Below are 21,354 nucleotides of genomic sequence, written 5' to 3'. Positions count from 1 at the left end.
AAAAAGCATTCCCTACTATCAGCAAAAGGAATGCTTTTTATTGTGATTCAAAAATTAGACTTCCATAATTTCCACTTCTTTATTCTTTGCAATTTCCTCAATGTTTTTAATGCTAGTATCTGTCAAATTCTGAACATCATCACTATACGAGCGTAAATCATCTTCTGTAATCTCGCTTGCTTTTTCTAATTTTTTAAGTTCATCATTTGCATCCCGGCGAACGTTACGTACAGCAACTTTTGCTTCTTCAGCGATTTTTTTCACTTCTTTAACAAGTTCTTTCCGGCGCTCTTCCGTTAGTTGTGGAATGGTTAATCGAATAACCGAACCATCATTATTTGGCATTAAGCCCAAATCTGATTTCTGAATGGCTTTTTCGATCTCACCAAGAATCGTTTTATCAAAAGGTGTAACCATTAAAAGACGAGCTTCAGGAATTGTAATTGATGCAAGTTGATTAACAGGTGTAGCCGCTCCGTAATAATCTACAGATACACGATCAAGGATAGACGCATTTGCTCGCCCAGCTCGAATACTTCCAAGATCACGTGATAAAACCTGCTCTGCTTTTTCCATTTTTTCTTTTGATACTGTTAAAATTTCTTTACTCATTATTCTTTCCCCCTAACAGTTGTTCCGATTTTTTCACCGAGAATAACTCGTTTAATATTATTATTATCTTCTTCAAAGCTAAAAACAATCAATGGAATATCATTATCCATACTTAAAGAAGATGCTGTTGAATCCATTACTTTCAATCCTTCTTTAATCACATCTAAATAAGATAGTTCTTCATATTTTGTAGCGTTCGCATCAATTTTCGGATCTGCATTATAAATGCCATCCACATTATTTTTTGCCATTAAAATAACTTCTGCTTCAATTTCAGCAGCTCGAAGTGCAGCTGTTGTATCCGTTGAGAAATAAGGATTTCCGGTTCCTGCTGCAAAGATAACAACACGTCCTTTTTCTAAATGCCGAATAGCTTTTCTGCGAATATATGGCTCAGCGATTTGGCGCATATCGATGGATGTTTGCACACGCGTTGCTACACCGATATTGTCTAAAGAATCTTGAAGCGCAAGTGAATTCAATACCGTTGCAAGCATACCCATATAATCAGCAGCAGCTCGGTCCATCCCCATCTCACTACCTAGTTTACCACGCCAAATATTACCGCCGCCAACAACAACAGCCACTTCAATACCAAGTTCAACAATTTCTTTTATTTGCCTAGAGATAGAATTGACAACACTTGGATTAATACCAAAGCCATCTGTTCCAGCTAGCGCTTCACCACTTAATTTTAAAACAACACGTTTATATTCTGGGGTATCCATATTAACCTCCAATAACTATTCTATTTCAAGATAAAAGGTTCTGCTTTTATCCACCGTCTTTTATTCTACTAGAAAATAAGCAATTAAAAAAGTAATTTTATCTAAAAAACAGCTAAAATTTACAAACAAGCTATCCCTCGTTTACCATTTGGATAAAATGGCACTAGCTAAAGGAAGATTTGTAAATCGAATAGAAACAATTTAATTTTATCGTTCCCTTTCACTTACGCGCTTATTTAAAATTGATTTTTTTACAGAAAATATGCATATATATCACTTTACATTTTATTTTAACATCTTACTAAAAAAATTAAACGTGATAAGATTAGCGATGCAAAGGCGAAAAACGATAATGACGTTTAACCCGATTGATAAACGGAAATGGAGTAATATACTAAATAAACCTAAAAGAATACATTCATTTTATTGAGTAATTATTACTAAAAATATTGTATATGTGAAGAAATTGTGAACATTGCTCTAAAAAACTATCTTTTTTTCAAAAAAGATATAGGATTAATAGTGTACATCTTTTATAATATAGTTAGCAACGAAATAAAGGAGTTTTACAGTTTATGCGTGTTTTTTGTACGATCTTATCATTACAGGCAGGTATTATATCTTTGTTAGCCAGCTTGTCGATTCCGCTTACGGAAAACTATAATTTATTCTCAGTCCCAGACTCTCTCTCCATGAAGGCAAGTTTAATAACCGCTATTTTACTCATTTTTGCAGGACTTGCCATGGTCTTCTCGAAAAAAAGTGACCTTTATTTATTTCTTGCATTAGTGTGTTGGACAGTTGGGCTCATTATGGGCTTAATTCTTTCCCCGAGTTTCTCTGGCATTTTCTTTCGACCAATTTCGTGTGTAATTTGCCTTTTTATTGGGTTATTTGTTTATACAGACCCACATAGACATATTAAATAAGTGAAAGAAGTGTGTTTCTTTTACTCAAGATAAAAATTTAGAGGCACAAAATTCATTTCTTAATGTTTTTGTACCCAAAATCTATATTTTGTTAAAATTAGACAAAATATAGATTTCTTTTGTTTTTTCTGAAGTCTAAAAAACAAAAACTAGTTTGATTTCTCTACTTCTTAAGAGCTTTCCTACTTCCATGTACGAAAAAACCCCATTATCTTAATGATAACGGGGTTTTTTAAGATTATATCTTAGTCTTTTTTCACTTGGCTCATAACTTCTTCAACAAAGTTATCTTCTTTTTTCTCTAAACCTTCACCAACTTCAAAACGAACAAATGAAGCAATCGTTGCGTGATGTTCTTTTACATATTGTCCAACTGTAATATCAGGATTTTTAACGAATGGTTGGTCTAATAAAGAAATTTCGCTTAACCATTTGCTTAGACGGCCTTCAATCATTTTTTCAACAATATTTGCTGGTTTTCCTTCGTTAAGTGCTTGTTGTGTTAATACTTCTTTTTCATGCGCTAGCTCTTCAGCATCTACATCTTCACGTGAAATGTATTGTGGGTTAATCGCTGCAACGTGCATAGCAACATCTTTTGCTACAGCCGTATCGTTTGTACCTTTAAGAATAACCAATACGCCAATACGACCGTTCATATGGATATATTCACCAGATGCACTATCTTCGCTTTTCTCTTTAATATCAAAACGACGTAGTGAAATGTTTTCACCAATCTTAGTAATGGCTTCTGTAATGTATTCTTGGGCAGTCACACCTTTTTCAATATCTGAATTAAGGGCTTCTTCAAGATTATTTGGTCGTGTTCTTAATAAATGGTTAGCTATTTTGTTAACAAGCTTTTGGAAGTCATCATTTTTAGCAACGAAATCTGTTTCTGCATTGACTTCTAAAACAACTGCATGTTTATCATTACTAGCAACATGAGTCATACCTTCAGAAGCAACTCGGTCCGCTTTTTTAGCCGCTTTTGCAATCCCTTTTTCACGAAGATAGTCAATTGCTTTATCCATAACGCCTTCAGTTTCAACAAGGGCACGTTTGCAGTCCATCATACCTGCACCTGTTTTTTCACGTAATTCTTTTACCATTTGAGCAGTAATATTTGCCATTTTATTTCCCTCCAATATTGATCTTTAAAAAAAGGTGATAAGTTTTTTCCTTATCACCTTGTAAGTTTTAAAACTTAAGCTTCAGTTGTTTCTTCGTTTGTTGTTTCTTCTTTTGTTTCAGCAACTGGGGCTTCTACATTTTCCTCGCCTTGATTCACTTCAATGATCGCATCTGCCATTCTAGCAGTAAGAAGTTTTACTGCGCGGATTGCGTCATCATTGGCAGGAATAACATAGTCGATTTCATCTGGATCACAGTTTGTATCTACAATACCGATGATTGGGATATTTAATTTACGTGCTTCAGCTACGGCAATGCGTTCTTTACGTGGATCAACGACGAACAACGCTTTAGGAAGTGCTTTCATCGTTTTAATTCCGCCTAAGAAACGCTCTAATTTTTCTTTTTCTTTTTTAAGAAGAACGACTTCTTTTTTAGGAAGGACATCAAATGTGCCATCTTCTTCCATTTTTTCGATTTGTTTAAGGTATTTTACACGTTTTTGAATCGTATCAAAATTTGTAAGCATACCACCTAACCAACGATGATTAACATAATATTGGCCAGAACGTTCTGCTTCTTCTTTTACAGAATCTTGTGCTTGTTTTTTTGTACCTACAAAAAGAATTGTTCCGCCATCAGCAGCAACTTCACGCATGAAGTTAAACGCTTCATCAACTTTTTTTACTGTTTTTTGTAAGTCGATAATATAGATGCCGTTTCTTTCTGTGAAGATATATTTCTTCATTTTAGGGTTCCAGCGACGTGTTTGGTGACCAAAATGCACGCCTGCTTCTAACAATTGTTTCATTGAAATAACAGCCATAGTTATTCCCTCCTGTTTGGTTTAATTTGCGGAAAATCCGCCCTCCATGTAGGTCCTTCAAATAAAAGACTTGTTGCCAAGCACCCTCTTATTTGTCGCTACATGTGTGATTTAACATCGTTTTTAACTATACCATAAATCACTGTGTGCGTCAATATTATTGGAAGAAACTAAAGCGCTCTTCCTGCCTATTAATTTGCTACAATATTTACCAGTTTTTCTGGAACAACAATGATTTTTCGAATGGTTTTTCCTTCGATGGCTGCTTTGATTTTTTCATCAGCTTGTGCTAAGCGCTCTAGCTCTTCTTTTGTTGTTGTTTTAGGCACTATTATTTTGCTTTTTACTTTCCCGGCTACTTGTAAAACGATTTCTACTTCTGATTCGACGAGCTTAGCTTCATCATACTTCGGCCAGTTTGCGTAAGTTATTGTTTCTTTATGACCAAGTTTTTCCCATAGCTCTTCAGCAACATGAGGAGCAATAGGTGCAAGCAACTGAATAAAACCTTCTGCATACTCTACTGGTAGCGTTCTTGCTTTATACGCCTCATTGATAAAAATCATCAGTGCTGAAATGCCTGTATTGAATCGTAAACTTTCATAATGATTGGTTACATCTTTGACCATTTGATGATAGGCTTTTTCTAGCATAGGATCATTTTCAACCGTTACTTTGTCGGTAAGTTCTCCGGCTTCATTAATCAATAAACGCCATACTCTATCAAGAAATTTACGCGCGCCTTCAAGTCCCTTATCATTCCAAGCAATCGAGGCTTCAAGCGGACCCATAAACATTTCATAAAGGCGAAGTGTATCTGCTCCGTATTTTTCTACAACTTCATCAGGGTTCACAACATTCCCGCGTGATTTAGACATTTTTTCATTATTTTCACCAAGAATCATCCCCTGGTTAAATAGTTTTTGGAAAGGTTCTTTTGTTGGTACAATACCAATGTCATATAAAAATTTGTGCCAAAAACGAGCATAAAGTAAATGTAGCACTGCATGTTCTGCACCGCCAATATAAACATCGACGGGAAGCCACTCTGCTAGTTTTTCAGGTGCTGCAATGGCTTCTTGATTATCTGGATCAATGTAACGTAAGAAATACCAGCTGGATCCAGCCCACTGTGGCATTGTATTGGTCTCGCGTCTCCCTTTCCGGCCATTTTCATCTACTACGTTTACCCATTCTGTCAAATTAGCAAGTGGTGATTCGCCTGTCCCAGAAGGCTTAATTTCTGTCGTTTTAGGAAGAAGAAGTGGTAATTCTGCCTCAGGTACAAGCGTTGTCTCTCCGTCTTCCCAATGAATAACAGGAATAGGCTCGCCCCAATAACGTTGACGACTAAAGAGCCAATCACGCAAGCGATAAGTGATTTTTCGTTTGCCGTCCCCTCTTTCTTCAAGCCAGTCGCACATTTTTGTTATCGCTGCTTCTTGATTTAACCCATCTAGAAATTCTGAATTTACGTGTTTACCGTCTCCACCATATGCTTCTGCTGTGACATTCCCGCCCTCAACAACTTCAACAATCTCTAAGTCATATTTTTTGGCAAACTCATGATCGCGTGCATCATGACCTGGGACAGCCATAACTGCTCCTGTACCGTATTGAATCAGTACATAATCGGCCACCCAAATTGGGATTTTTTTGCCATTTGCTGGATTCATTGCATAAGCTCCAGTGAAAACCCCTGTCTTATCTTTAGAAAGGTCTGTACGCTCAAGATCGCTTTTTAGTTCCACTTGTTTTTGATACTGCTCGACAGCTTCCTTTTGACTTGCAGTTGTGATAGAGTCAATCAATTCATGTTCAGGTGCAAGTACAGTATAGGTCGAACCAAATAATGTGTCAGAACGAGTAGTAAAAACAGGAAAAGCATGGTCAGTATCTGCTACTTGAAAAGTAATTTCTGCACCTTCTGACTTTCCAATCCAATTGCGCTGCATATCTTTAATATTTTCTGGCCAATCGACAAAGTCAAGGTCACTAAGCAAGCGGTCAGCATAAGCCGTAATTTTCAGCATCCATTGACGCATCGGTTTGCGGTAAACTGGGAAGCCTCCTCGCTCACTTTTACCATCAATCACTTCTTCATTAGCTAATACTGTTCCAAGTGCAGGACACCAATTCACTGCCACTTCTGCTTCATATGCTAGCCCTTTTTCGTATAATTTTTCAAAAATCCACTGTGTCCATTTATAATAATTCGGATCTGTTGTATTGACTTCTCGGTCCCAATCATATGAAAAACCTAGTGATTTAATTTGACGCGTGAAATTTTCAATATTGTGAGCGGTAAATTCTGCTGGATCATTCCCTGTATCAATGGCATACTGTTCTGCTGGAAGACCAAAAGCATCCCAGCCCATTGGATGAAGTACGTTATATCCTTGTGCTCGTTTCATCCGCGATAAAATATCAGTAGCAGTATAACCTTCAGGATGCCCAACATGAAGCCCTGCACCTGATGGATAAGGAAACATATCCAGCGCATAAAAATTTTCTTTATTTTTATCTTCTGTCGTACGGAACGTTTTATGATTATCCCAATATTTTTGCCACTTTGGTTCGATTGTTTTGTGATTGAATGTCATTTTTTTACCTTCCTTTTTTGAATTTTTGGCTATAAAAAAATCTCTCGTCTCACAGCTTCTGCTATGGGACGAGAGATTTTCCCGCGGTACCACCCAAATTAGTGTTTTATTCCACTCAACTTTGTTCCTTAACGCGGAAAACGGGATCAGAATCCTGACTCCAAGACAAGTTCATCATGTTCTTCGTTCGGCTTACACCAACCGCCGACTCTCTATTTACTCCAGAACGACAAGATTACTACTTCTTTTCACAGCCACCTAGTATATTAGCTCTATTGTAGCTGATTTTCTAGCTTTTGGCAAGATGCTATTCTTTTTTTAGTTTCATTAGAGGATATAAGAGAAACCCAGCTAAAAACAAGCAGAGGCTTAATAAGAAAACCTTCAAATCTGCTGTACCGCTCTTAATAATCCAGGCCGCATAAATAAGTGCTAACGCTGCAATAATAAAATCAAAATAGCGTTTCATCTTCTTGTTTTTCTCATACGTTTCACCAGTCAATACCAATTTTAACTGATAAAGTGGGGAAATAAAATACTGGACTAAAAAGGCAAGTGTTGATACTTTAACTACAAAGTCATAAGCAAAGGCAATATCTCCTGAAAGCGTTGAAAAAATGAAAAGCTGCGCTGCAAAACAAGTCAGAATGAGCGTTCGGACTGGCGTTCCGTTTTTATTTACTTTTTTCAGAAATGGTAAGAAAAGGCCATTTTTTGCTGCTTGATACGGTGCTTCTGAACTCATCATCACCCAGCCAATAGCAGAACCAAACAAGCAAACAAGGGCAAGTAAAGCCATAACAGCACTGCCGCCGCTTCCTGTTACAGTGTTTAACGCATCAGCAAGTGGACTCGCGCTATTTAATAATTCATTTTTAGGAATCAAGCCTAGCGTTAATACAGAAATTGTAATATAAAGCAATACAGCAATGACTAAGCCAGAAATCGTAGCTGCTTGAATGACCCTACCTGACTTCGCTCTCCCAGCAAACATCATCGCAGACTCAATTCCAATAAAAGCCCAAAGTGTTACAATTGAAGCTCGATTAACTTGCGCGAGTAGTCCATTTTCTACTCCACTTGTATCGATAACAGGGTGATACCAAGCGCCCATTCTTGCAGACTCAAAAGCAAACACAGCAATAATAATGAATAAAAAGAAACCTATTACTTTAGCAGAGGTGGCTAACAAGTTAATTTTTCCTGCACCACTAACTCCTTTTGAAATAATAAAAGCTACGCCCCATAGTAAAAGTGAGCAAATGAGGAATGTTAAAACCCTACCTTCTTGAAATGAATAACTACCAACAGTAAACCAAACTGCTTTACTGTTTAAGACTGGAAAGAAAACAGATAAATAACCGGTGAAAGAAGTGATAATGGAAACATTCCCAGCCCAATTAGCTACCCAATAACTCCAAACAGCAATGAACCCTGCCATCTTTTTAGCTTTAGGGTTTGCAAATAAAGCGTAAGCATGACTTTGTGCACCAATTGTTAATTCTGGTTTTTTTACAGCTAAATTGCCAAAAACAAGCGCAATCATTAAAACTCCTGCACCTGTTAACGACCAAGCTAATAAAATCGCAAGTGGACTGGCTACTTCTGCCATCTGTCTAGGTAGCATAAATATACCAGAACCGATCATATTACCAATAACCAAGCTTGTTAAAACAAAATAACCCATTTTTTTCTTGTTTGTTGTCATATCTGCATCTCCCTTTATCTTATTATCACATTACCAAACTAAAGCATTTTAATTATCATAACAGCTTTTTATTTTTTCGTCAATAACAAACACAAAATATGATACACTAAATTAAGAAATATAAAGGAGCATAAATCAATTGAAAAAAATTAACCCTTTCCCTTATAGCAATGATAATAAACGTTATCATACATGGAATTATTGTTTACGAAATCATTTTGGTGAAAAAACATTTAAGATTGCACTTGATGGTGGCTTTGACTGTCCTAATCGTGACGGCACTGTAGCAAAAGGTGGCTGTACGTTTTGTAGTGCAGCTGGATCCGGTGATTTTGCCGGCAGTAGAAAAGTTGATCTTAAAACACAATTTAACGAGATTCGTAATAAAATGCACCATAAATGGAAAAATGGCAAATATATTGCTTATTTTCAAGCCTTTACCAACACCCATGCAAGTGTTAGCGAACTTCGCGAAAAATATGAAAGTGTCTTAAATGAAGAAGGCGTTGTTGGGCTTTCCATTGCAACAAGACCAGATTGTTTGCCAGACGATGTTGTTGATTATTTAGCTGAACTAAATGAGCGAACTTATTTATGGGTCGAACTTGGTTTACAATCCGCCCATAATGAAACGGGGCGTTTAATTAACCGGGCCCATGATTATGATTGTTATTTAGAAGGTGTAAGTAAGCTCCATGCGCGTGGTATCCGCGTTTGCACTCATATTATTAATGGCCTTCCAAAAGAAACCCCCGAAATGATGCTTGAAACAGCAAAAAAAGTAGTTCAAAGTGGCGTTTCAGGGATAAAAATTCATTTACTCCATTTGCTAAAAGGGACACCAATGATCGAAGACTACAAACGTGGTGACTTAACCTTTTTGACACAAGAGCGATATGTTGGGCTTGTATGTGATCAACTAGAGATCTTGCCCAAAGAGATGGTCATTCATCGGATAACTGGCGATGGTGGTGTAGAAGATTTAATTGGCCCCATTTGGAGCTTAAACAAATTTGAAGTGCTAAATGCCATTGATCAAGAGCTCATTTGGCGAAATAGCTATCAAGGAAAATATAATGAGGGAAGAAACAGATGAATTTAGAAAATATTTTACAGTTTAGTCATTCATTACTCAAAAAAATCGTTTTTCCAGGTGATGTGGTGATTGACGCAACATGTGGTAATGGACATGATACTTTATTTTTAGCACAACTTGTTGGTGTAAATGGCATGGTTTATGGCTTTGATATTCAAAAAGAAGCAATCGAAGCTACAGCCACGCGTTTAGAGGAAGCAGCAGCACATCACCAAGTTCAACTTTTCCAAACAAGTCACGAAAATATCCATACAGTCGTTGATCAACCTATTAAAGCAGCCATTTATAATCTTGGTTATTTACCTGGCGGTGATAAAGCGATCACAACAAACCCTTCCTCTACATTAACAAGTATTGAACAAGCATTATTAAAACTAATCAAAGGTGGAATGGCCATTTTAGTCATTTATCATGGGCATCCAAGTGGTAAACTGGAAAAAGAAGCCATCCTCACATTCGTTCAAGACCTCGCGCAACAAGATTTTCATGTCCTTGAGTATCGTTTTCTTAACCAGCAAAATCATCCACCATTCGTTATCGTGATTGAGAAACGCTCGGAGAACTATTCTCCTTGCTCATAGTATGGCTTTCCCCTATAATAAAAACTTCAAAAGCTAGTATAAAAACTAACTTTTGAAGTTATAATAAATGGGATATCTATTTACCAAAATCATATTTATCTTCAATATAAATGGCATGCCAAATCATAAAGATAACAACCGTCCAGATCTTGCGGCTATAATCTTGTTTCCCCGCACAGTGATCAACAAGAAGCTTTAAGACGTACGGTTTATTGATTAAATGATCTGTTTTTGACTCATGAATGATATTTTTTACCCATTCATTCATTTCATCTTTTAACCAGTGACGAATCGGTACAGGAAAACCTAGTTTACGTCGATTTAAAACATGTTCAGGAACAAAAGTTGCGGCTGCTTGACGCAGAATATACTTGGTTGTTCCCTGTGTGGTTTTTAGCGATGCTGGGATTTTTTTCGCTACCTCAAAAACGGCTTTATCTAAAAACGGTACACGAACTTCAAGAGAATGAGCCATTGTCATTCGATCCGCTTTTAATAAAATATCGCCACGAAGCCATGTATGAATATCAATATATTGCATACGCTCTACTGGATCATAGTCACGCGTTTCCGAGTAAAATGGATCTGTTACAAGTGTGTAATCTTGACCTTCTTTATACTGAACGAGTAGCTTCCGTTTTTCTTCTTCACCAAACATCTTAGCATTCCCGATGTAGCGCTCTTCCATTGGCGTTGTCCCACGTTCCAAAAAGCTTCTCCCCCGCATTCCTTCTGGCATAACTTTAGCCACACTACCTAACATCGATTTAAACGCTTTAGGCATTTTATTAAACATTGCAAGAGAATTTGGCTCATTGTAAATATTATAGCCACCAAAGAGCTCATCGGCTCCTTCACCAGAAAGGGCAACAGTAACTTGTTTTCTTGCTTCTCGTGCTAAGAAATATAGCGGAATAGCAGCCGGATCAGCAAGCGGATCATCCATATGCCAAACAATTTTTGGAAGCTCAGCCATGTATTCTTGCGGCGTGATCACATAACTAATATTTTCGACGCCTAGCTTTTCTGCCGTTTCTTTTGCAACGTCAATTTCAGAAAAACCATCACGTTCAAAGCCAACAGAAAAAGTCTTAATCGCAGGATGATACTCCTTAGCGATGGCTGCAATAATAGATGAATCAATTCCACCCGATAAAAAAGAACCAACTGGAACATCTGAACGCATGTGCATTTTGACAGAATCAAACATCACATCGCGAATTTCTTTAATCAGTGTATCTTCTGAACTACTTACAGGAGAAAATTTGGCCTGCCAATATTGCTTGATATTCATTGGCTCGCCAATTTTTTTAGTAAAATAATGTCCAGGTAAGAGACGACTTATTTCAGTCGTTAGCGTTTCTGGTTCTGGAACAAACTGGAAAGTCATATAATTTTGTAACGAAACTTCATCTAAATTCTTATTTTTAAGGGCATGTAAAATGGATTTTTTTTCTGATCCAACAAATAACTTCTGGTCTTCTTCAGCATAGAAAAAAGGTTTAATGCCAAATGGATCGCGCGCACCATAAACACACGCTTCTTGTTTATCCCAAATAACAAAACCGAACATGCCACGTAGTTTACTTGCCACCTCTTCTTTATATTTTGCATAGGCTGCGATGATAACTTCAGTATCACTTTCTGTTTCAAACGTCATGCCCTCTTTTTTTAAATCATTACGTAATTCAACATAATTATAAATTTCACCGTTAAAAATAATCCAATAACGCTCATTTTCATAAGTAAGCGGCTGATGCCCATGTTCTACATCAATAATGCTTAAACGTCTAAAGCCAAATTGGATATGATCATCAGTAAAATAACCTTCATCATCTGGTCCACGGTGAGTAATCATATCATTCATTTCTTTAAATGCTTCTTTTTCTTCGCCTGTAATTTCGGCAATGCGGTCATGTACGCATCCTACAAATCCACACATTGGGGCATTCTCCTCTATATCAAAAATTAATTGCTTATTTCACATCGTTTATCATATCATAAAGCCCATTCGTTTGGTATAAAAATAGGCTCAAGAGATACGTACTTTTACTGCGTTTAAAGTTAACATTCGTATCAATAATTCCTAAAACAATTCCCTTCCTGAACTAATTTTTGAGCTTTTTTCAGCAAAAAATGCTTTTAAATCAGAGACTTTATCTGTGCGTTCCCAAGGTAAGTCAAGATCCATACGTCCAAAATGACCAAATGCCGCAGTTTTTCGATAAATTGGTTTACGCAAATCAAGCATTTTAATGATGCCTGCTGGACGTAAATCAAAATGCGTACGTACTGCTTTTTCTAATTCTTGCTCAGTCATAGAACTTGTCCCATATGTTTCGATTGAAATTGAAACGGGTTCAGCTACACCAATAGCGTAAGCGAGTTGAACTTCGACTTTCCGAGCAAGCCCTGCAGCAACAATATTTTTAGCTACATAACGCGCAGCATAAGCTCCAGAACGATCTACTTTAGTCGGATCTTTTCCTGAAAAGGCACCTCCGCCATGGCGCGCATAACCACCATAAGTGTCCACGATGATTTTACGCCCAGTTAAGCCAGCATCTCCTTGAGGCCCACCAATTACGAAGCGTCCAGTTGGATTAATAAAATATTTTGTCTTATCATCTAACAATGCTGCATCAATAACCGCAGAAATCACATGTTTTTTCATATCAGCAGCAATTTGTTGCTGTGTCATCTTTGGATGATGTTGCGTAGAAATAACAATGGTATCAATTCTAACAGGCTTACCAGATTCATCATATTCAACGGTAACTTGCGTTTTGGCATCTGGCCGTAAATAATCAAGTGTTTTATCTTTTCTAAGTTCAGCAATTTTGCGTGATAAACCGTGCGCCAAGAAAATGGGAAGTGGCATCAATGCTTCTGTTTCATCCGTGGCAAAGCCAAACATTAAACCTTGATCGCCCGCACCAATAGCTTCAATCGCGTCATCTTCCTTTAAACCACTACGCACTTCAAAAGCCTCATTGACACCTTGAGCAATATCTGGTGATTGTTCATCAATTGCAGTAAGTACAGCACAAGTTTCTGCATCAAAACCATATTTAGCTCGCGTATAGCCAATTTCTTTAATTGTCTTTCGAACAATTTTTGGAATATCTACATAAATAGAAGTTGTTATTTCACCAGCAACAAGAACAAGTCCCGTTGTTACAGTTGTTTCACAAGCAACCCTTGCATCAGGATCCTTTGCAATAATCGCGTCCAAAATAGCATCAGAAATCTGATCTGCAATCTTATCTGGATGTCCATCAGAAACAGACTCTGATGTAAATAAATGACGATTTTCAGTCATCTTTATTTTACCTCCTTCTCCTCTTTCACTAGTGTTTAACCATGTTACTCAATCAAACAAAAAGCGGTCCTTTCTCATTTTGACATAAAGAGAAAAGGCCGCTTACATCTAAGTACCTTCGTCTCATCGTTCAGGAAAAATTCCTGCAACAGGTTAGCACCTTACAACATAAAGTGTAGGTTGCTGGGCTTCAAAGGGCCAGTCCCTCTACCGCTCTGGATAAGAATCATTTTTATTTTTATGTGATACATACAATATGTCTTACATTATAGGGTATAAAATAATGAAAAGCAACACTTAATTTTTTTCGATTATCACCTTTTTTGGCCACTTTTCTTTTGGCAAACCAGCATATCTTTCAAAAATACGTTGTCCTTTTTCTGTGCGAAAATATCTTATTTTCCCTTCACTTTGATAGCGAAGTAAATAATTATTTTTTTCAAGGAAATACAAAGTTAATAAAAATTCATTTTTATTAATCTTATCATCTCTCGTTTTTGGACGGTCATTTACCAATTCATTCATATTTGACATTGTTTTATCCACATTTTCAAGAATTTTATAAGCTAATTCTACATTGAGTTCAGTTGCCATTTTGACACACTTTCTTTATTTATTTTATTTCATTAAGTTTGCTATTTTAAACAACATAGATCATCGTTATTTCCTCTTTACAAACATTAACGTTTTCCTTCCCACTTATCAATATTTGAAACCTATGGTATGATGTAAACTAAGTATTAAGATTTTAAAAGGAGCTTAAATAATGGTCTTTATTCTATTATTATCATTAACTTCTCTTGGCTTCCTTGCTGCAATGTGCTTGTTTGAATTTGTTTTTAAATGGCGTTGGTTTAAATATTTTCTTGCAACAATGGGGCTTATTACAAGTGGAATAATATTCTTTATTAGCTTTTATGGTGGTGGCTTAAAGCAGACTGAAATTGCTGTTGCCATTTTTCTAGCTAGCTTTTTAGAATATGTTACTTCACTTATTATCAGTTTAGTTGGTTTTATCAGGCATCGGTCAAACACTGCATATAAGAGATAAAAATAGGTAAAAGGCATTGCCATTCAATGCTTTTTACCTGTTTTTTTCAAAGCCTTACCTATTTCTGGATATTTACACCGGCTGAAATAAAAATAAGCAAGTCCGGTTACACCGATGAGCAACCAATCTAGCCATCCAGTTACATTTTCTCTAGGTGTAAAAGACAAAAAGGTGAAAACATCCCGCTTAACCTCTTCAATAAGCATCCCACTAACTGATTCTTTCAACTTCCCTTCAACGAGGATCACCATGACCACTTGCATGATAAATACAATCAGCCAACCTAATAAATAAGAAAAGCCACTTCGAACAAATAATCCACTATCCGTTTGTTTCACTTGTAAATGATAAGTTTGTAACCAGCCAACAAAAAGACCAACAACAACACAAATGAAGACAGGGAAAAGCGCTTCTAAAACATCCACTTTTACAAATTGAACCCAAAACATAACGAATGAAACAACTGGGATGATCCAATACTTAACGCGGCTAACGGCCCCAAAATGAAATTGCTCTTTTATAAAATAAATGATAAGTAATAGACCTAGTATATTCATTAACTTCCCCTTTTAATTTAAACAGTATTCTAATTACTTGAATTAAGTGATATTAATTCATAAACAATAACAGTCACATTATTTTCCCATATAAGCTTCCGTGGAATAACGGTTCCATTTGTTTCGCTCGTCTTTGTTTTACGAAGTTCAATTGGAATATCAATTGGATAAATTCGGTACCCTTCTTTTTTTAATTCAAAAAAATTCTCTCCAATTCGCGATTCCTTACCTTTTGTTACAATCATGGTATTCATTTCAAGTGGCATGCCCATTTTAGCACCTCCATTTCTACATTTCTTCTACATTAACTTTGCGATATAATTCTGCCAAAATAGCTTGCATGCCTTCATCCTGCATAAAAAAGCTAAAACTAGCGTCTTTTACAAGTGTCCTCAGTTTCCCTTTCAACAGTACAGGACCCCTTGTTTCAAAATAATTTTTTTGCGATATTAACTTTATAATTTCACAAAAAAAGACACGCTTTGTAAAACAGCGCTCGGTTGTTTTAATGACATAATCAGCGATGAAGATAAATTCATCAGCATAAGCACCCGTTTCTTCCATTAATTCACGTTTTGCGGTATCGATATTCGTCTCATTTCCCTCACCCTTACCGCCAGCAAACTCAATTCCTCTAATTTTATGTTGTGTAAAAAGCCACTTTTCATCAAATTTTGCGATGACTAGGCAATCATCCATTTTCTCACCGAGTTCAGTAAAATAAATATCAACTTGTTGCCCATATTTATCATGATAAGAAAAAATAATCCATTCCCCTTTCTTTTTTTTTGAAATATGATAAGCTTAAACTAATTATTTAGAAGGTGAAAAATTATGATGCAAAAGCTTTTTCTTGGAATGATTCGCTTTTATAGAAAATGTATTTCTCCACTCAAACCACCCACTTGTCGTTTTTACCCAACATGTTCTGAATATGGAATTGAAGCGATTAAAAAACATGGTGCTCTTAAAGGTGGCTTTTTAACATTGAAGCGAATTTCAAAATGTCATCCCTTCCATAAAGGCGGCATTGACCTTGTTCCGCCTAAAAAAGAGAATCGTCCCCCTACTCATTTATCATAACATGAATTGCCCACAAGATTCTAGCAATTGTCCTGCTAGGATCTTTATTTTTAAGAAATTAGTTGCAAAGTAACTCATTTTCAGGTAAAATCATGGCATGCCGAAATAAATCGTAATCATTTCGATTTGTATGATAAGGAGTGAATTTTATGTTAAAAAAATGGTTATTTATCGCACCGCTTTTAATTTTACTACTCGTACTTACTGCTTGTTCTACTGAAAAACAGCACACGCGTGGGTCAGATCAGCTTTCCATTTATACTAGCGTTTATCCAATAAAATATTTAGCTGAACAAATTGGCGGCAAAACAGTTGATGTACATAGTATTTATCCTCCTGGCTCTGATGCTCATAGTTTTGAACCAACACAACAAGATATGATGAAACTCGCAGATAGCGATTTCTTCTTTTACATCGGGCTTGGTATGGAAGGCTTTGTAACAAAAGCAAAAGAAACATTAAAAAATGATCATGTCCACTTTGTCCCTCTTGCTGAAAAACTTGATCTTCCACCCGATCCAACGGTAAAAAAGGATGAAGATGACCATCATCACGGCGATATTAATCCACATGTCTGGTTAAACCCAGTCTATATGGAAAGCATGGCAGCGATCGTTCGTGACCAATTAATCAAAGCAAAACCGGATCAAAAAACCGTATTCGAAAAAAACTATCAAGAAACCATAAGCAAACTTAAGAAATTGGATCAAAGTTTCCGTGAAGTAACCAAAACTGCCAAACATAAAGATTTTGTCGTTCCTCATGCAGCTTACACATACTGGGAAACGGAATACGGCTTAAAACAAATCCCTATCGCAGGTATTGAGACAAGCGATGAACCATCTCAAAAAAAATTACAACAAATTGTTGAAACAATCAAAGCAAAAAAAATTCCGTATCTTTTATTGGAACAAAACACCCATTCCAAAATTGCGAATGTCATCCAGCAAGAAACAAATACCAAAACATTAAAACTTCACAACCTCGAGACCTTAACACAAAAAGACATCGATCAAAAACGCGATTACATTTCAATTATGAACGATAATCTGAAAGCATTAAAAAAGGCTTTAAACTATTAATGTACTATGCTCCTTTTGATTTAAATTTGGTTTAGCAGCCATCTTTAGCGATCGAAAGGAGTTTTTTGATATGAAACTAATAGTGAAACCCGCCCAAAAAGGACGGGTGCTATACTTGCTCATTATTTATTCTATTGTAAAAACTTGCTGGCTAAACTGTGCATCTGCTTTCTCAAGCTGGACTGGAGTGCCTATATTACGACAAGGACATTGGAGGCTCCAAACCATTGTAGGATCTTTTTTGTTATGAATCACATACTTATTATCTGCTGTTTTTTCAAGTGTCCATAACATTTTATCATCGTTTGAATTTTGCTTTTTCCACTCCAAGTTGCCAGCGCCTAGTTTTCCATTCCAAGCAATACTTTGTGGGCCATACTGAGTATTCACGATATAAGCTTCTTTAGATGGAAGATAGTAAAATTCAAATTTTTCATGTTCACGATTCAGTTTTCCTAGTTGAAATTTAAGGTTCACTTGTAAATTCTTGTTTGACTGAGGCTTAACTAAATAGTATCCACTTGGTAAAACTGGTTCACTTGCCGCATTTACCGCTTTCCCGCCAAAGAAAAGTACACTACTTCCAACTAACACTGTCATCACAATTAAACATAATTTTTTCATAAATTTATCATCCCTCCAAACTTATTTTAGGGTTTTATTATAGCATGCGACTAACAGTTATGCGCTTACACTTTCGTCACATATCGTGCGAAAATGTAAGCATTTTATTGTATTTCACACACTTTTTAAACACCGTAATTACTTTTTTTAAATAAAAAACAGCATCTTTGGCATCGAGGCTGTTTTTATTTCTTACATTCATTTCTTAGCATAGCTAAAATATTCCAGCTGATCTGGCTTTACAGCGGTTCCGTCTATCGCATAAGAGAGCGTAACTTTTTTGGTATCCGCGTCATAGACAAACCAATACGTGATTTCACAGTTCTCTATATTATCTAATACTTTCTTATCTTTCACTTTGCCGCTATGTGGATTTAAATAAGTTCCTTTTTCAGATACTATCTTTTTCCAGGTGTGATAGTCTTTCTTAGTCGTTATAACCGTTTCCACCATATCTTGGCCTTTATAATCTTTATCTTCATATTGATTATCCTTAATCATGTAAATTTCTTTAGCCGGGATATGAAGGCTTTGGATCGCTTTTTCAATGGGTTTCTTTGCTTGATGTTTTTGGTATACTATATTTCCATAGTAATAACTAAAATAAAGAATGATTAAAGCTGCAAAACTAATTAATACGCCTAAAACTATTTTTTTCATGAGCATACTCCCTCTAAATTAAAATGTTCCGACCTTGTAAGGCATATATTTCTCTGTAAATGTATTAGGTATTCCAGCCGGACTTACAAAACTTAACCCTGCAAAGGCTGGTTCAATAACGTTAGCACTACCACTGCCATAATAAAACGATTGAAAAACTAATTTAGAACAGTAATTCGGGTTTCTTGTTGTGGTTGCAGAGGATATACGATAATCAATATATCTGTTTTTCTTATATCCGTGACTGCTATTCCAAAAAGTGGAATCGGCATAATTAGCACATCTAATCGCCATGTTTTTATCTGGCACACGCCATAGTTGGATATAATATTTAATATGCCTATCAGAATTAACACCTTGCTCTGGCTTAGTAGTACCGAATATCCAATTCGTTTTATTACATTGATTATTATTATTTTTTATTCCACTTGCAAACCAATTAAAAATATTGCCTCCCCCGGTCATTTCTAGAATATAATTATCACTTGTCGCAATCGCTGCATGTCCAAAACTGCCACTTTTTATATTAAAATATCCCCTTTTCGAATTGTATTTTTTAATCTATCACCATTTTGCGCTTGTGTCCCACGTAAGCTCAATTTCTGCTCAGATGGTGAATGCCCCTCACCATCTGGAAATGCACCATAATTAGCAATCTTATCAAACCATTCATCATAATTGAGTCCTTTTCCAATGGTTCCTTTCCACGTTTCATAATCTTGCTTAGAAAGATTATAATTTTCTTTAAATGCAGCATACCTATATTTTTTTTCAGCAACTTTTCCCTGTCTAATTGCTTTTTCATAGAGGGCGCGAATAACTACATCCTGATTCGCTTGAATTTCAGACTGAGAAAGTCCATTGGTGGCTCCAGCTACAATTGATAGGCTAGACATACTTAGAACTAAAAACAAACCAAATACTACTACAGCAAGAACTCCTTTTTTCATACTCATTTCTACTCTTTCCTTTTTGTTTTGTATCCGATTTCATGATACGATGAAATCGGATACAAAACAAAAAATATGATGAAATGTCTATTTTATTTCGCAAATGATCAATAATAATTGAAATTTCGGGAAAGATAATATACTACTAAATTACGATGACTCATTTCTATTTTAACTCAAAAATGAGTCACCTTTTTTTCGAAATATATATAGATTTATTTTTCATTCACACAATATCGCTATCGTTTTTCAATTGTGTTATATCGCTATAATGATATAATATATTTACAAAAACGAACAAATAAACCTATTCAAAACGCAGCATCACTCGTTATCTTTTGCAGTGTCTACTTTGCCAGCTTCTTTTTTCAATTGATGACGCTTCACTTTCAAAGAAGCGGTTTTAGGCAAACTCTCTCGAAAATAAAATACCTTAGGAATCTTGTAATGGGCTAGCCTACTACGTACAAATTCATTCAAAGCCGTTAAATCTATTTTCTCCTTGCAAACAAGATACGCAACAGGGACTTCTCCCCATTCAATATCTGGTTTCCCCACTACAGCCACTTCTACAATCCCAGTATATTGACTAATCACATGCTCAATTTCAGTTGGGTAAATATTTTCCCCGCCAGAAATGATTAAGTCACACCGTCGCTCAGTGACATAAAGAAAACCCTCATTATCCAGATAACCGATATCCCCTGTCTTAAACCATTCGCCATGGAAAGCTGATTCCGTTGCTTGTTCATTAAAAAGATAACCTATCGTAATATTTGGTCCTTTTAGTTCAATTTCACCTAACTCATTCGCACAAGCCTCTAATCCATCTTGCATAATGCGTAGTTCAGCAGGAAAAACAACTTGTCCAGAAGAACCAATTTTTCGTAAAGCATCTTCTTTTTTTAGGGTGATGATCTGGGAGGCTGTTTCCGTCATGCCAAAAGACTGGACAACCGGAAAGTTTTGCGTTAAACATTGTTTCACAAGTGAAGTTGGGATTGCACTACCTCCAAGTAGCATCACTCGTAAATTGGGATGGTAACTTGCTCTATTAACTTCAAGCAAACGCTTAAGCATGGTTAAAACAAGGGAAACATGGCTAATTCGTCCACTTTTAAGCAAATGATCGACTACATGAGCATCAAACTTTTCCTCCAAATACATTGGAATCCCGTAAATAACACTACGCATTAAAATGGACAAACCACTAATATGAAAAAGGGGCACAGCACAAAGCCAAGCATCGTGTTTTGGAATTAAACCAAATTGAAGTACTGAACCAATCGCACTATAAAAGTGATTGCGATAAGTTTGCATCACTCCTTTTGGCTTCCCAGTTGTCCCAGAAGTATACATAATTGAAGCAACATGCTCTTCTTGAAAATTGTCTGGCTCAAAATCAACTTGAGGCTTTTTTTTATTAATCTCTACAAAACTAGCTTTTAAATTGCTAATTTCGGCTATTTTATCAGAAAAAATTTTATCATAAAGGAAAATCTCACTTTTACTATCTAGCAGTTGATAGTTAATCTCTTCTTGCTGCAAATGATTATTAATGAAAACAGTTACTGCACCTAGTTGTTCCAAAGCGTGAATCATTAAAAACATTTCACGATTGTTTTTTCCAAGTAGAGCAACGATCATTCCTGGAATAACACCGAAAGTTAACAATTTTTGCGCCCTGAGGAGAACTTCTTGATAAACTTCAGCAAAGGTTTCTTCTTTTTCTTCAAAAACAAGCGCAGTTTCCTCTCCGGAAAGCTGCGCGCGCTTTTTTAGCCAATTCGTAAACTTCATCGAAATCG

22 protein-coding genes, 1 riboswitch and 1 other annotated feature are annotated in these 21,354 nt (G+C 36.2%); of the genes, 5 read left to right on the top strand and 17 right to left on the bottom strand.

The genetic code is table 11. The features are described 5' to 3' along the window. Nucleotides 1-54 precede the first annotated feature (54 nt). The 6 genes from frr to G6Q10_RS03025 form a co-directional block, all read right to left on the bottom strand. On the bottom strand, nucleotides 55-612 hold the full coding sequence (gene frr / locus G6Q10_RS03050) for a ribosome recycling factor (RefSeq protein ID WP_163652692.1): 558 nt from the start codon (nucleotides 610-612) through the stop codon (nucleotides 55-57). After that, complete coding sequence (gene pyrH, locus G6Q10_RS03045; protein ID WP_163652690.1) at nucleotides 612-1,340, bottom strand: UMP kinase; 729 nt, start codon at nucleotides 1,338-1,340, stop codon at nucleotides 612-614. The genes frr and pyrH overlap by 1 nt, the downstream gene beginning before the upstream one ends. A gap of 1,174 nt (nucleotides 1,341-2,514) precedes the next feature. Next, nucleotides 2,515-3,402 carry a translation elongation factor Ts gene (gene tsf, locus G6Q10_RS03040; RefSeq protein WP_163652687.1) on the bottom strand — a complete coding sequence of 296 codons (888 nt, stop codon included), beginning with the start codon at nucleotides 3,400-3,402 and terminating at the stop codon, nucleotides 2,515-2,517. A 74-nt stretch (nucleotides 3,403-3,476) separates the two neighbouring features. Beyond that, complete coding sequence (gene rpsB, locus G6Q10_RS03035; protein ID WP_163652684.1) at nucleotides 3,477-4,229, bottom strand: 30S ribosomal protein S2; 753 nt, start codon at nucleotides 4,227-4,229, stop codon at nucleotides 3,477-3,479. Nucleotides 4,230-4,420: 191 nt separating this feature from the next. After that, nucleotides 4,421-6,832, bottom strand: coding sequence for a leucine--tRNA ligase (gene leuS, locus G6Q10_RS03030; RefSeq protein ID WP_163652681.1), 2,412 nt, complete (start codon nucleotides 6,830-6,832; stop codon nucleotides 4,421-4,423). A 61-nt stretch (nucleotides 6,833-6,893) separates the two neighbouring features. Then, nucleotides 6,894-7,093: a binding site (T-box leader), on the bottom strand. Nucleotides 7,094-7,139: 46 nt separating this feature from the next. Continuing rightward, nucleotides 7,140-8,540 carry an amino acid permease gene (locus G6Q10_RS03025; protein ID WP_163652677.1) on the bottom strand — a complete coding sequence of 467 codons (1,401 nt, stop codon included), beginning with the start codon at nucleotides 8,538-8,540 and terminating at the stop codon, nucleotides 7,140-7,142. A 139-nt stretch (nucleotides 8,541-8,679) separates the two neighbouring features. On the opposite strand from G6Q10_RS03025, the gene G6Q10_RS03020 reads away from it, so the two are divergent. Together G6Q10_RS03020 and G6Q10_RS03015 are read left to right on the top strand one after the other, a co-directional pair. Further along, on the top strand, nucleotides 8,680-9,636 hold the full coding sequence (locus G6Q10_RS03020) for a tRNA modification radical SAM protein MnmL/YtqA (RefSeq protein WP_163652674.1): 957 nt from the start codon (nucleotides 8,680-8,682) through the stop codon (nucleotides 9,634-9,636). Continuing rightward, nucleotides 9,633-10,217: a tRNA 5-(aminomethyl)-2-thiouridylate-methyltransferase MnmM gene (locus G6Q10_RS03015; RefSeq protein ID WP_163652671.1), complete on the top strand. Its 585-nt coding sequence runs from the start codon at nucleotides 9,633-9,635 to the stop codon at nucleotides 10,215-10,217. Before G6Q10_RS03020 ends, G6Q10_RS03015 begins: the two co-directional genes overlap by 4 nt. A 76-nt stretch (nucleotides 10,218-10,293) precedes the next feature. On the opposite strand, the gene asnB is transcribed toward G6Q10_RS03015, so the two are convergent. The 3 genes from asnB to G6Q10_RS03000 form a co-directional block, all read right to left on the bottom strand. Then, nucleotides 10,294-12,159 (bottom strand): asparagine synthase (glutamine-hydrolyzing), encoded by a 1,866-nt coding sequence (gene asnB / locus G6Q10_RS03010; protein ID WP_163652668.1) that lies wholly within the window; start codon nucleotides 12,157-12,159, stop codon nucleotides 10,294-10,296. Nucleotides 12,160-12,303: 144 nt separating this feature from the next. Then, on the bottom strand, nucleotides 12,304-13,539 hold the full coding sequence (gene metK, locus G6Q10_RS03005; RefSeq protein ID WP_163652665.1) for a methionine adenosyltransferase: 1,236 nt from the start codon (nucleotides 13,537-13,539) through the stop codon (nucleotides 12,304-12,306). A 120-nt stretch (nucleotides 13,540-13,659) separates the two neighbouring features. Further along, nucleotides 13,660-13,765, bottom strand: a riboswitch (SAM riboswitch). Nucleotides 13,766-13,836: 71 nt separating this feature from the next. Continuing rightward, on the bottom strand, nucleotides 13,837-14,133 hold the full coding sequence (locus G6Q10_RS03000) for a DUF3116 family protein (protein ID WP_163652663.1): 297 nt from the start codon (nucleotides 14,131-14,133) through the stop codon (nucleotides 13,837-13,839). 172 nt (nucleotides 14,134-14,305) lie between these two features. On the opposite strand from G6Q10_RS03000, the gene G6Q10_RS02995 reads away from it, so the two are divergent. Further along, nucleotides 14,306-14,590 carry a hypothetical protein gene (locus G6Q10_RS02995; protein WP_163652661.1) on the top strand — a complete coding sequence of 95 codons (285 nt, stop codon included), beginning with the start codon at nucleotides 14,306-14,308 and terminating at the stop codon, nucleotides 14,588-14,590. Nucleotides 14,591-14,613: 23 nt separating this feature from the next. On the opposite strand, the gene G6Q10_RS02990 is transcribed toward G6Q10_RS02995, so the two are convergent. From G6Q10_RS02990 to ytkD, 3 genes are read right to left on the bottom strand one after another with little or no spacing between them, the layout of a single operon-like run. Then, on the bottom strand, nucleotides 14,614-15,147 hold the full coding sequence (locus tag G6Q10_RS02990; RefSeq protein ID WP_163652657.1) for a hypothetical protein: 534 nt from the start codon (nucleotides 15,145-15,147) through the stop codon (nucleotides 14,614-14,616). 29 nt (nucleotides 15,148-15,176) lie between these two features. After that, nucleotides 15,177-15,419 (bottom strand): DUF2584 domain-containing protein, encoded by a 243-nt coding sequence (locus G6Q10_RS02985; RefSeq protein ID WP_163652653.1) that lies wholly within the window; start codon nucleotides 15,417-15,419, stop codon nucleotides 15,177-15,179. Nucleotides 15,420-15,435: 16 nt separating this feature from the next. After that, nucleotides 15,436-15,912: an RNA deprotection pyrophosphohydrolase gene (gene ytkD, locus G6Q10_RS02980; RefSeq protein WP_163655684.1), complete on the bottom strand. Its 477-nt coding sequence runs from the start codon at nucleotides 15,910-15,912 to the stop codon at nucleotides 15,436-15,438. 72 nt (nucleotides 15,913-15,984) lie between these two features. Between ytkD and yidD the strand changes: the two genes are divergently transcribed. Then, complete coding sequence (yidD, locus tag G6Q10_RS02975) at nucleotides 15,985-16,230, top strand: membrane protein insertion efficiency factor YidD (protein ID WP_163655682.1); 246 nt, start codon at nucleotides 15,985-15,987, stop codon at nucleotides 16,228-16,230. Nucleotides 16,231-16,379: 149 nt separating this feature from the next. Further along, nucleotides 16,380-17,312: a metal ABC transporter substrate-binding protein gene (locus G6Q10_RS02970; protein WP_163652650.1), complete on the top strand. Its 933-nt coding sequence runs from the start codon at nucleotides 16,380-16,382 to the stop codon at nucleotides 17,310-17,312. Between the two features lie 126 nt (nucleotides 17,313-17,438). Here G6Q10_RS02970 and G6Q10_RS02965 read toward each other — a convergent pair whose 3' ends face one another. From G6Q10_RS02965 to G6Q10_RS02950, 5 genes are all read right to left on the bottom strand, one after another. Continuing rightward, the gene (locus G6Q10_RS02965) at nucleotides 17,439-17,936 is read right to left on the bottom strand and encodes a hypothetical protein (RefSeq protein ID WP_163652647.1); all 498 of its coding nucleotides are present in this window, start codon (nucleotides 17,934-17,936) and stop codon (nucleotides 17,439-17,441) included. A 198-nt stretch (nucleotides 17,937-18,134) separates the two neighbouring features. Then, nucleotides 18,135-18,596: a hypothetical protein gene (locus G6Q10_RS02960; protein ID WP_163652644.1), complete on the bottom strand. Its 462-nt coding sequence runs from the start codon at nucleotides 18,594-18,596 to the stop codon at nucleotides 18,135-18,137. Nucleotides 18,597-18,614: 18 nt separating this feature from the next. After that, the gene (locus G6Q10_RS10085) at nucleotides 18,615-19,061 is read right to left on the bottom strand and encodes a hypothetical protein (RefSeq protein ID WP_232057781.1); all 447 of its coding nucleotides are present in this window, start codon (nucleotides 19,059-19,061) and stop codon (nucleotides 18,615-18,617) included. A 56-nt stretch (nucleotides 19,062-19,117) separates the two neighbouring features. Beyond that, complete coding sequence (locus G6Q10_RS10080; RefSeq protein ID WP_232057780.1) at nucleotides 19,118-19,546, bottom strand: hypothetical protein; 429 nt, start codon at nucleotides 19,544-19,546, stop codon at nucleotides 19,118-19,120. 324 nt (nucleotides 19,547-19,870) lie between these two features. Next, complete coding sequence (locus G6Q10_RS02950) at nucleotides 19,871-21,346, bottom strand: o-succinylbenzoate--CoA ligase (protein ID WP_163652641.1); 1,476 nt, start codon at nucleotides 21,344-21,346, stop codon at nucleotides 19,871-19,873. Between the last annotated feature and the right edge of the window lie 8 nt (nucleotides 21,347-21,354).

This window comes from Listeria sp. PSOL-1, from assembly GCF_902806445.1.
Taxonomy (GTDB): Bacteria; Bacillota; Bacilli; order Lactobacillales; family Listeriaceae; genus Listeria.
Note: the sequence above shows the minus strand (reverse complement) of the source record. Positions and strands in the feature narration are given on the sequence as shown.

Coding starts and splice junctions, on each gene's coding strand:
- tsf (WP_163652687.1), bottom strand. CDS start 3,402: ATGGCAAATATTACTGCTCAAATGGTAAAAGAATTACGTGAAAAAACA.
- metK (WP_163652665.1), bottom strand. CDS start 13,539: ATGACTGAAAATCGTCATTTATTTACATCAGAGTCTGTTTCTGATGGA.
- G6Q10_RS10080 (WP_232057780.1), bottom strand. CDS start 19,546: ATGAAAAAAGGAGTTCTTGCTGTAGTAGTATTTGGTTTGTTTTTAGTT.
- G6Q10_RS10085 (WP_232057781.1), bottom strand. CDS start 19,061: ATGACCGGGGGAGGCAATATTTTTAATTGGTTTGCAAGTGGAATAAAA.
- G6Q10_RS03025 (WP_163652677.1), bottom strand. CDS start 8,540: ATGACAACAAACAAGAAAAAAATGGGTTATTTTGTTTTAACAAGCTTG.
- frr (WP_163652692.1), bottom strand. CDS start 612: ATGAGTAAAGAAATTTTAACAGTATCAAAAGAAAAAATGGAAAAAGCA.
- G6Q10_RS02985 (WP_163652653.1), bottom strand. CDS start 15,419: ATGGGCATGCCACTTGAAATGAATACCATGATTGTAACAAAAGGTAAG.
- G6Q10_RS02965 (WP_163652647.1), bottom strand. CDS start 17,936: ATGAAAAAATTATGTTTAATTGTGATGACAGTGTTAGTTGGAAGTAGT.
- G6Q10_RS02960 (WP_163652644.1), bottom strand. CDS start 18,596: ATGAAAAAAATAGTTTTAGGCGTATTAATTAGTTTTGCAGCTTTAATC.
- leuS (WP_163652681.1), bottom strand. CDS start 6,832: ATGACATTCAATCACAAAACAATCGAACCAAAGTGGCAAAAATATTGG.
- asnB (WP_163652668.1), bottom strand. CDS start 12,159: ATGTGTGGATTTGTAGGATGCGTACATGACCGCATTGCCGAAATTACA.
- G6Q10_RS02995 (WP_163652661.1), top strand. CDS start 14,306: ATGGTCTTTATTCTATTATTATCATTAACTTCTCTTGGCTTCCTTGCT.
- rpsB (WP_163652684.1), bottom strand. CDS start 4,229: ATGGCTGTTATTTCAATGAAACAATTGTTAGAAGCAGGCGTGCATTTT.
- G6Q10_RS02970 (WP_163652650.1), top strand. CDS start 16,380: ATGTTAAAAAAATGGTTATTTATCGCACCGCTTTTAATTTTACTACTC.
- pyrH (WP_163652690.1), bottom strand. CDS start 1,340: ATGGATACCCCAGAATATAAACGTGTTGTTTTAAAATTAAGTGGTGAA.
- G6Q10_RS03015 (WP_163652671.1), top strand. CDS start 9,633: ATGAATTTAGAAAATATTTTACAGTTTAGTCATTCATTACTCAAAAAA.
- G6Q10_RS02990 (WP_163652657.1), bottom strand. CDS start 15,147: ATGAATATACTAGGTCTATTACTTATCATTTATTTTATAAAAGAGCAA.
- G6Q10_RS02950 (WP_163652641.1), bottom strand. CDS start 21,346: ATGAAGTTTACGAATTGGCTAAAAAAGCGCGCGCAGCTTTCCGGAGAG.
- G6Q10_RS03000 (WP_163652663.1), bottom strand. CDS start 14,133: ATGGCAACTGAACTCAATGTAGAATTAGCTTATAAAATTCTTGAAAAT.
- yidD (WP_163655682.1), top strand. CDS start 15,985: ATGCAAAAGCTTTTTCTTGGAATGATTCGCTTTTATAGAAAATGTATT.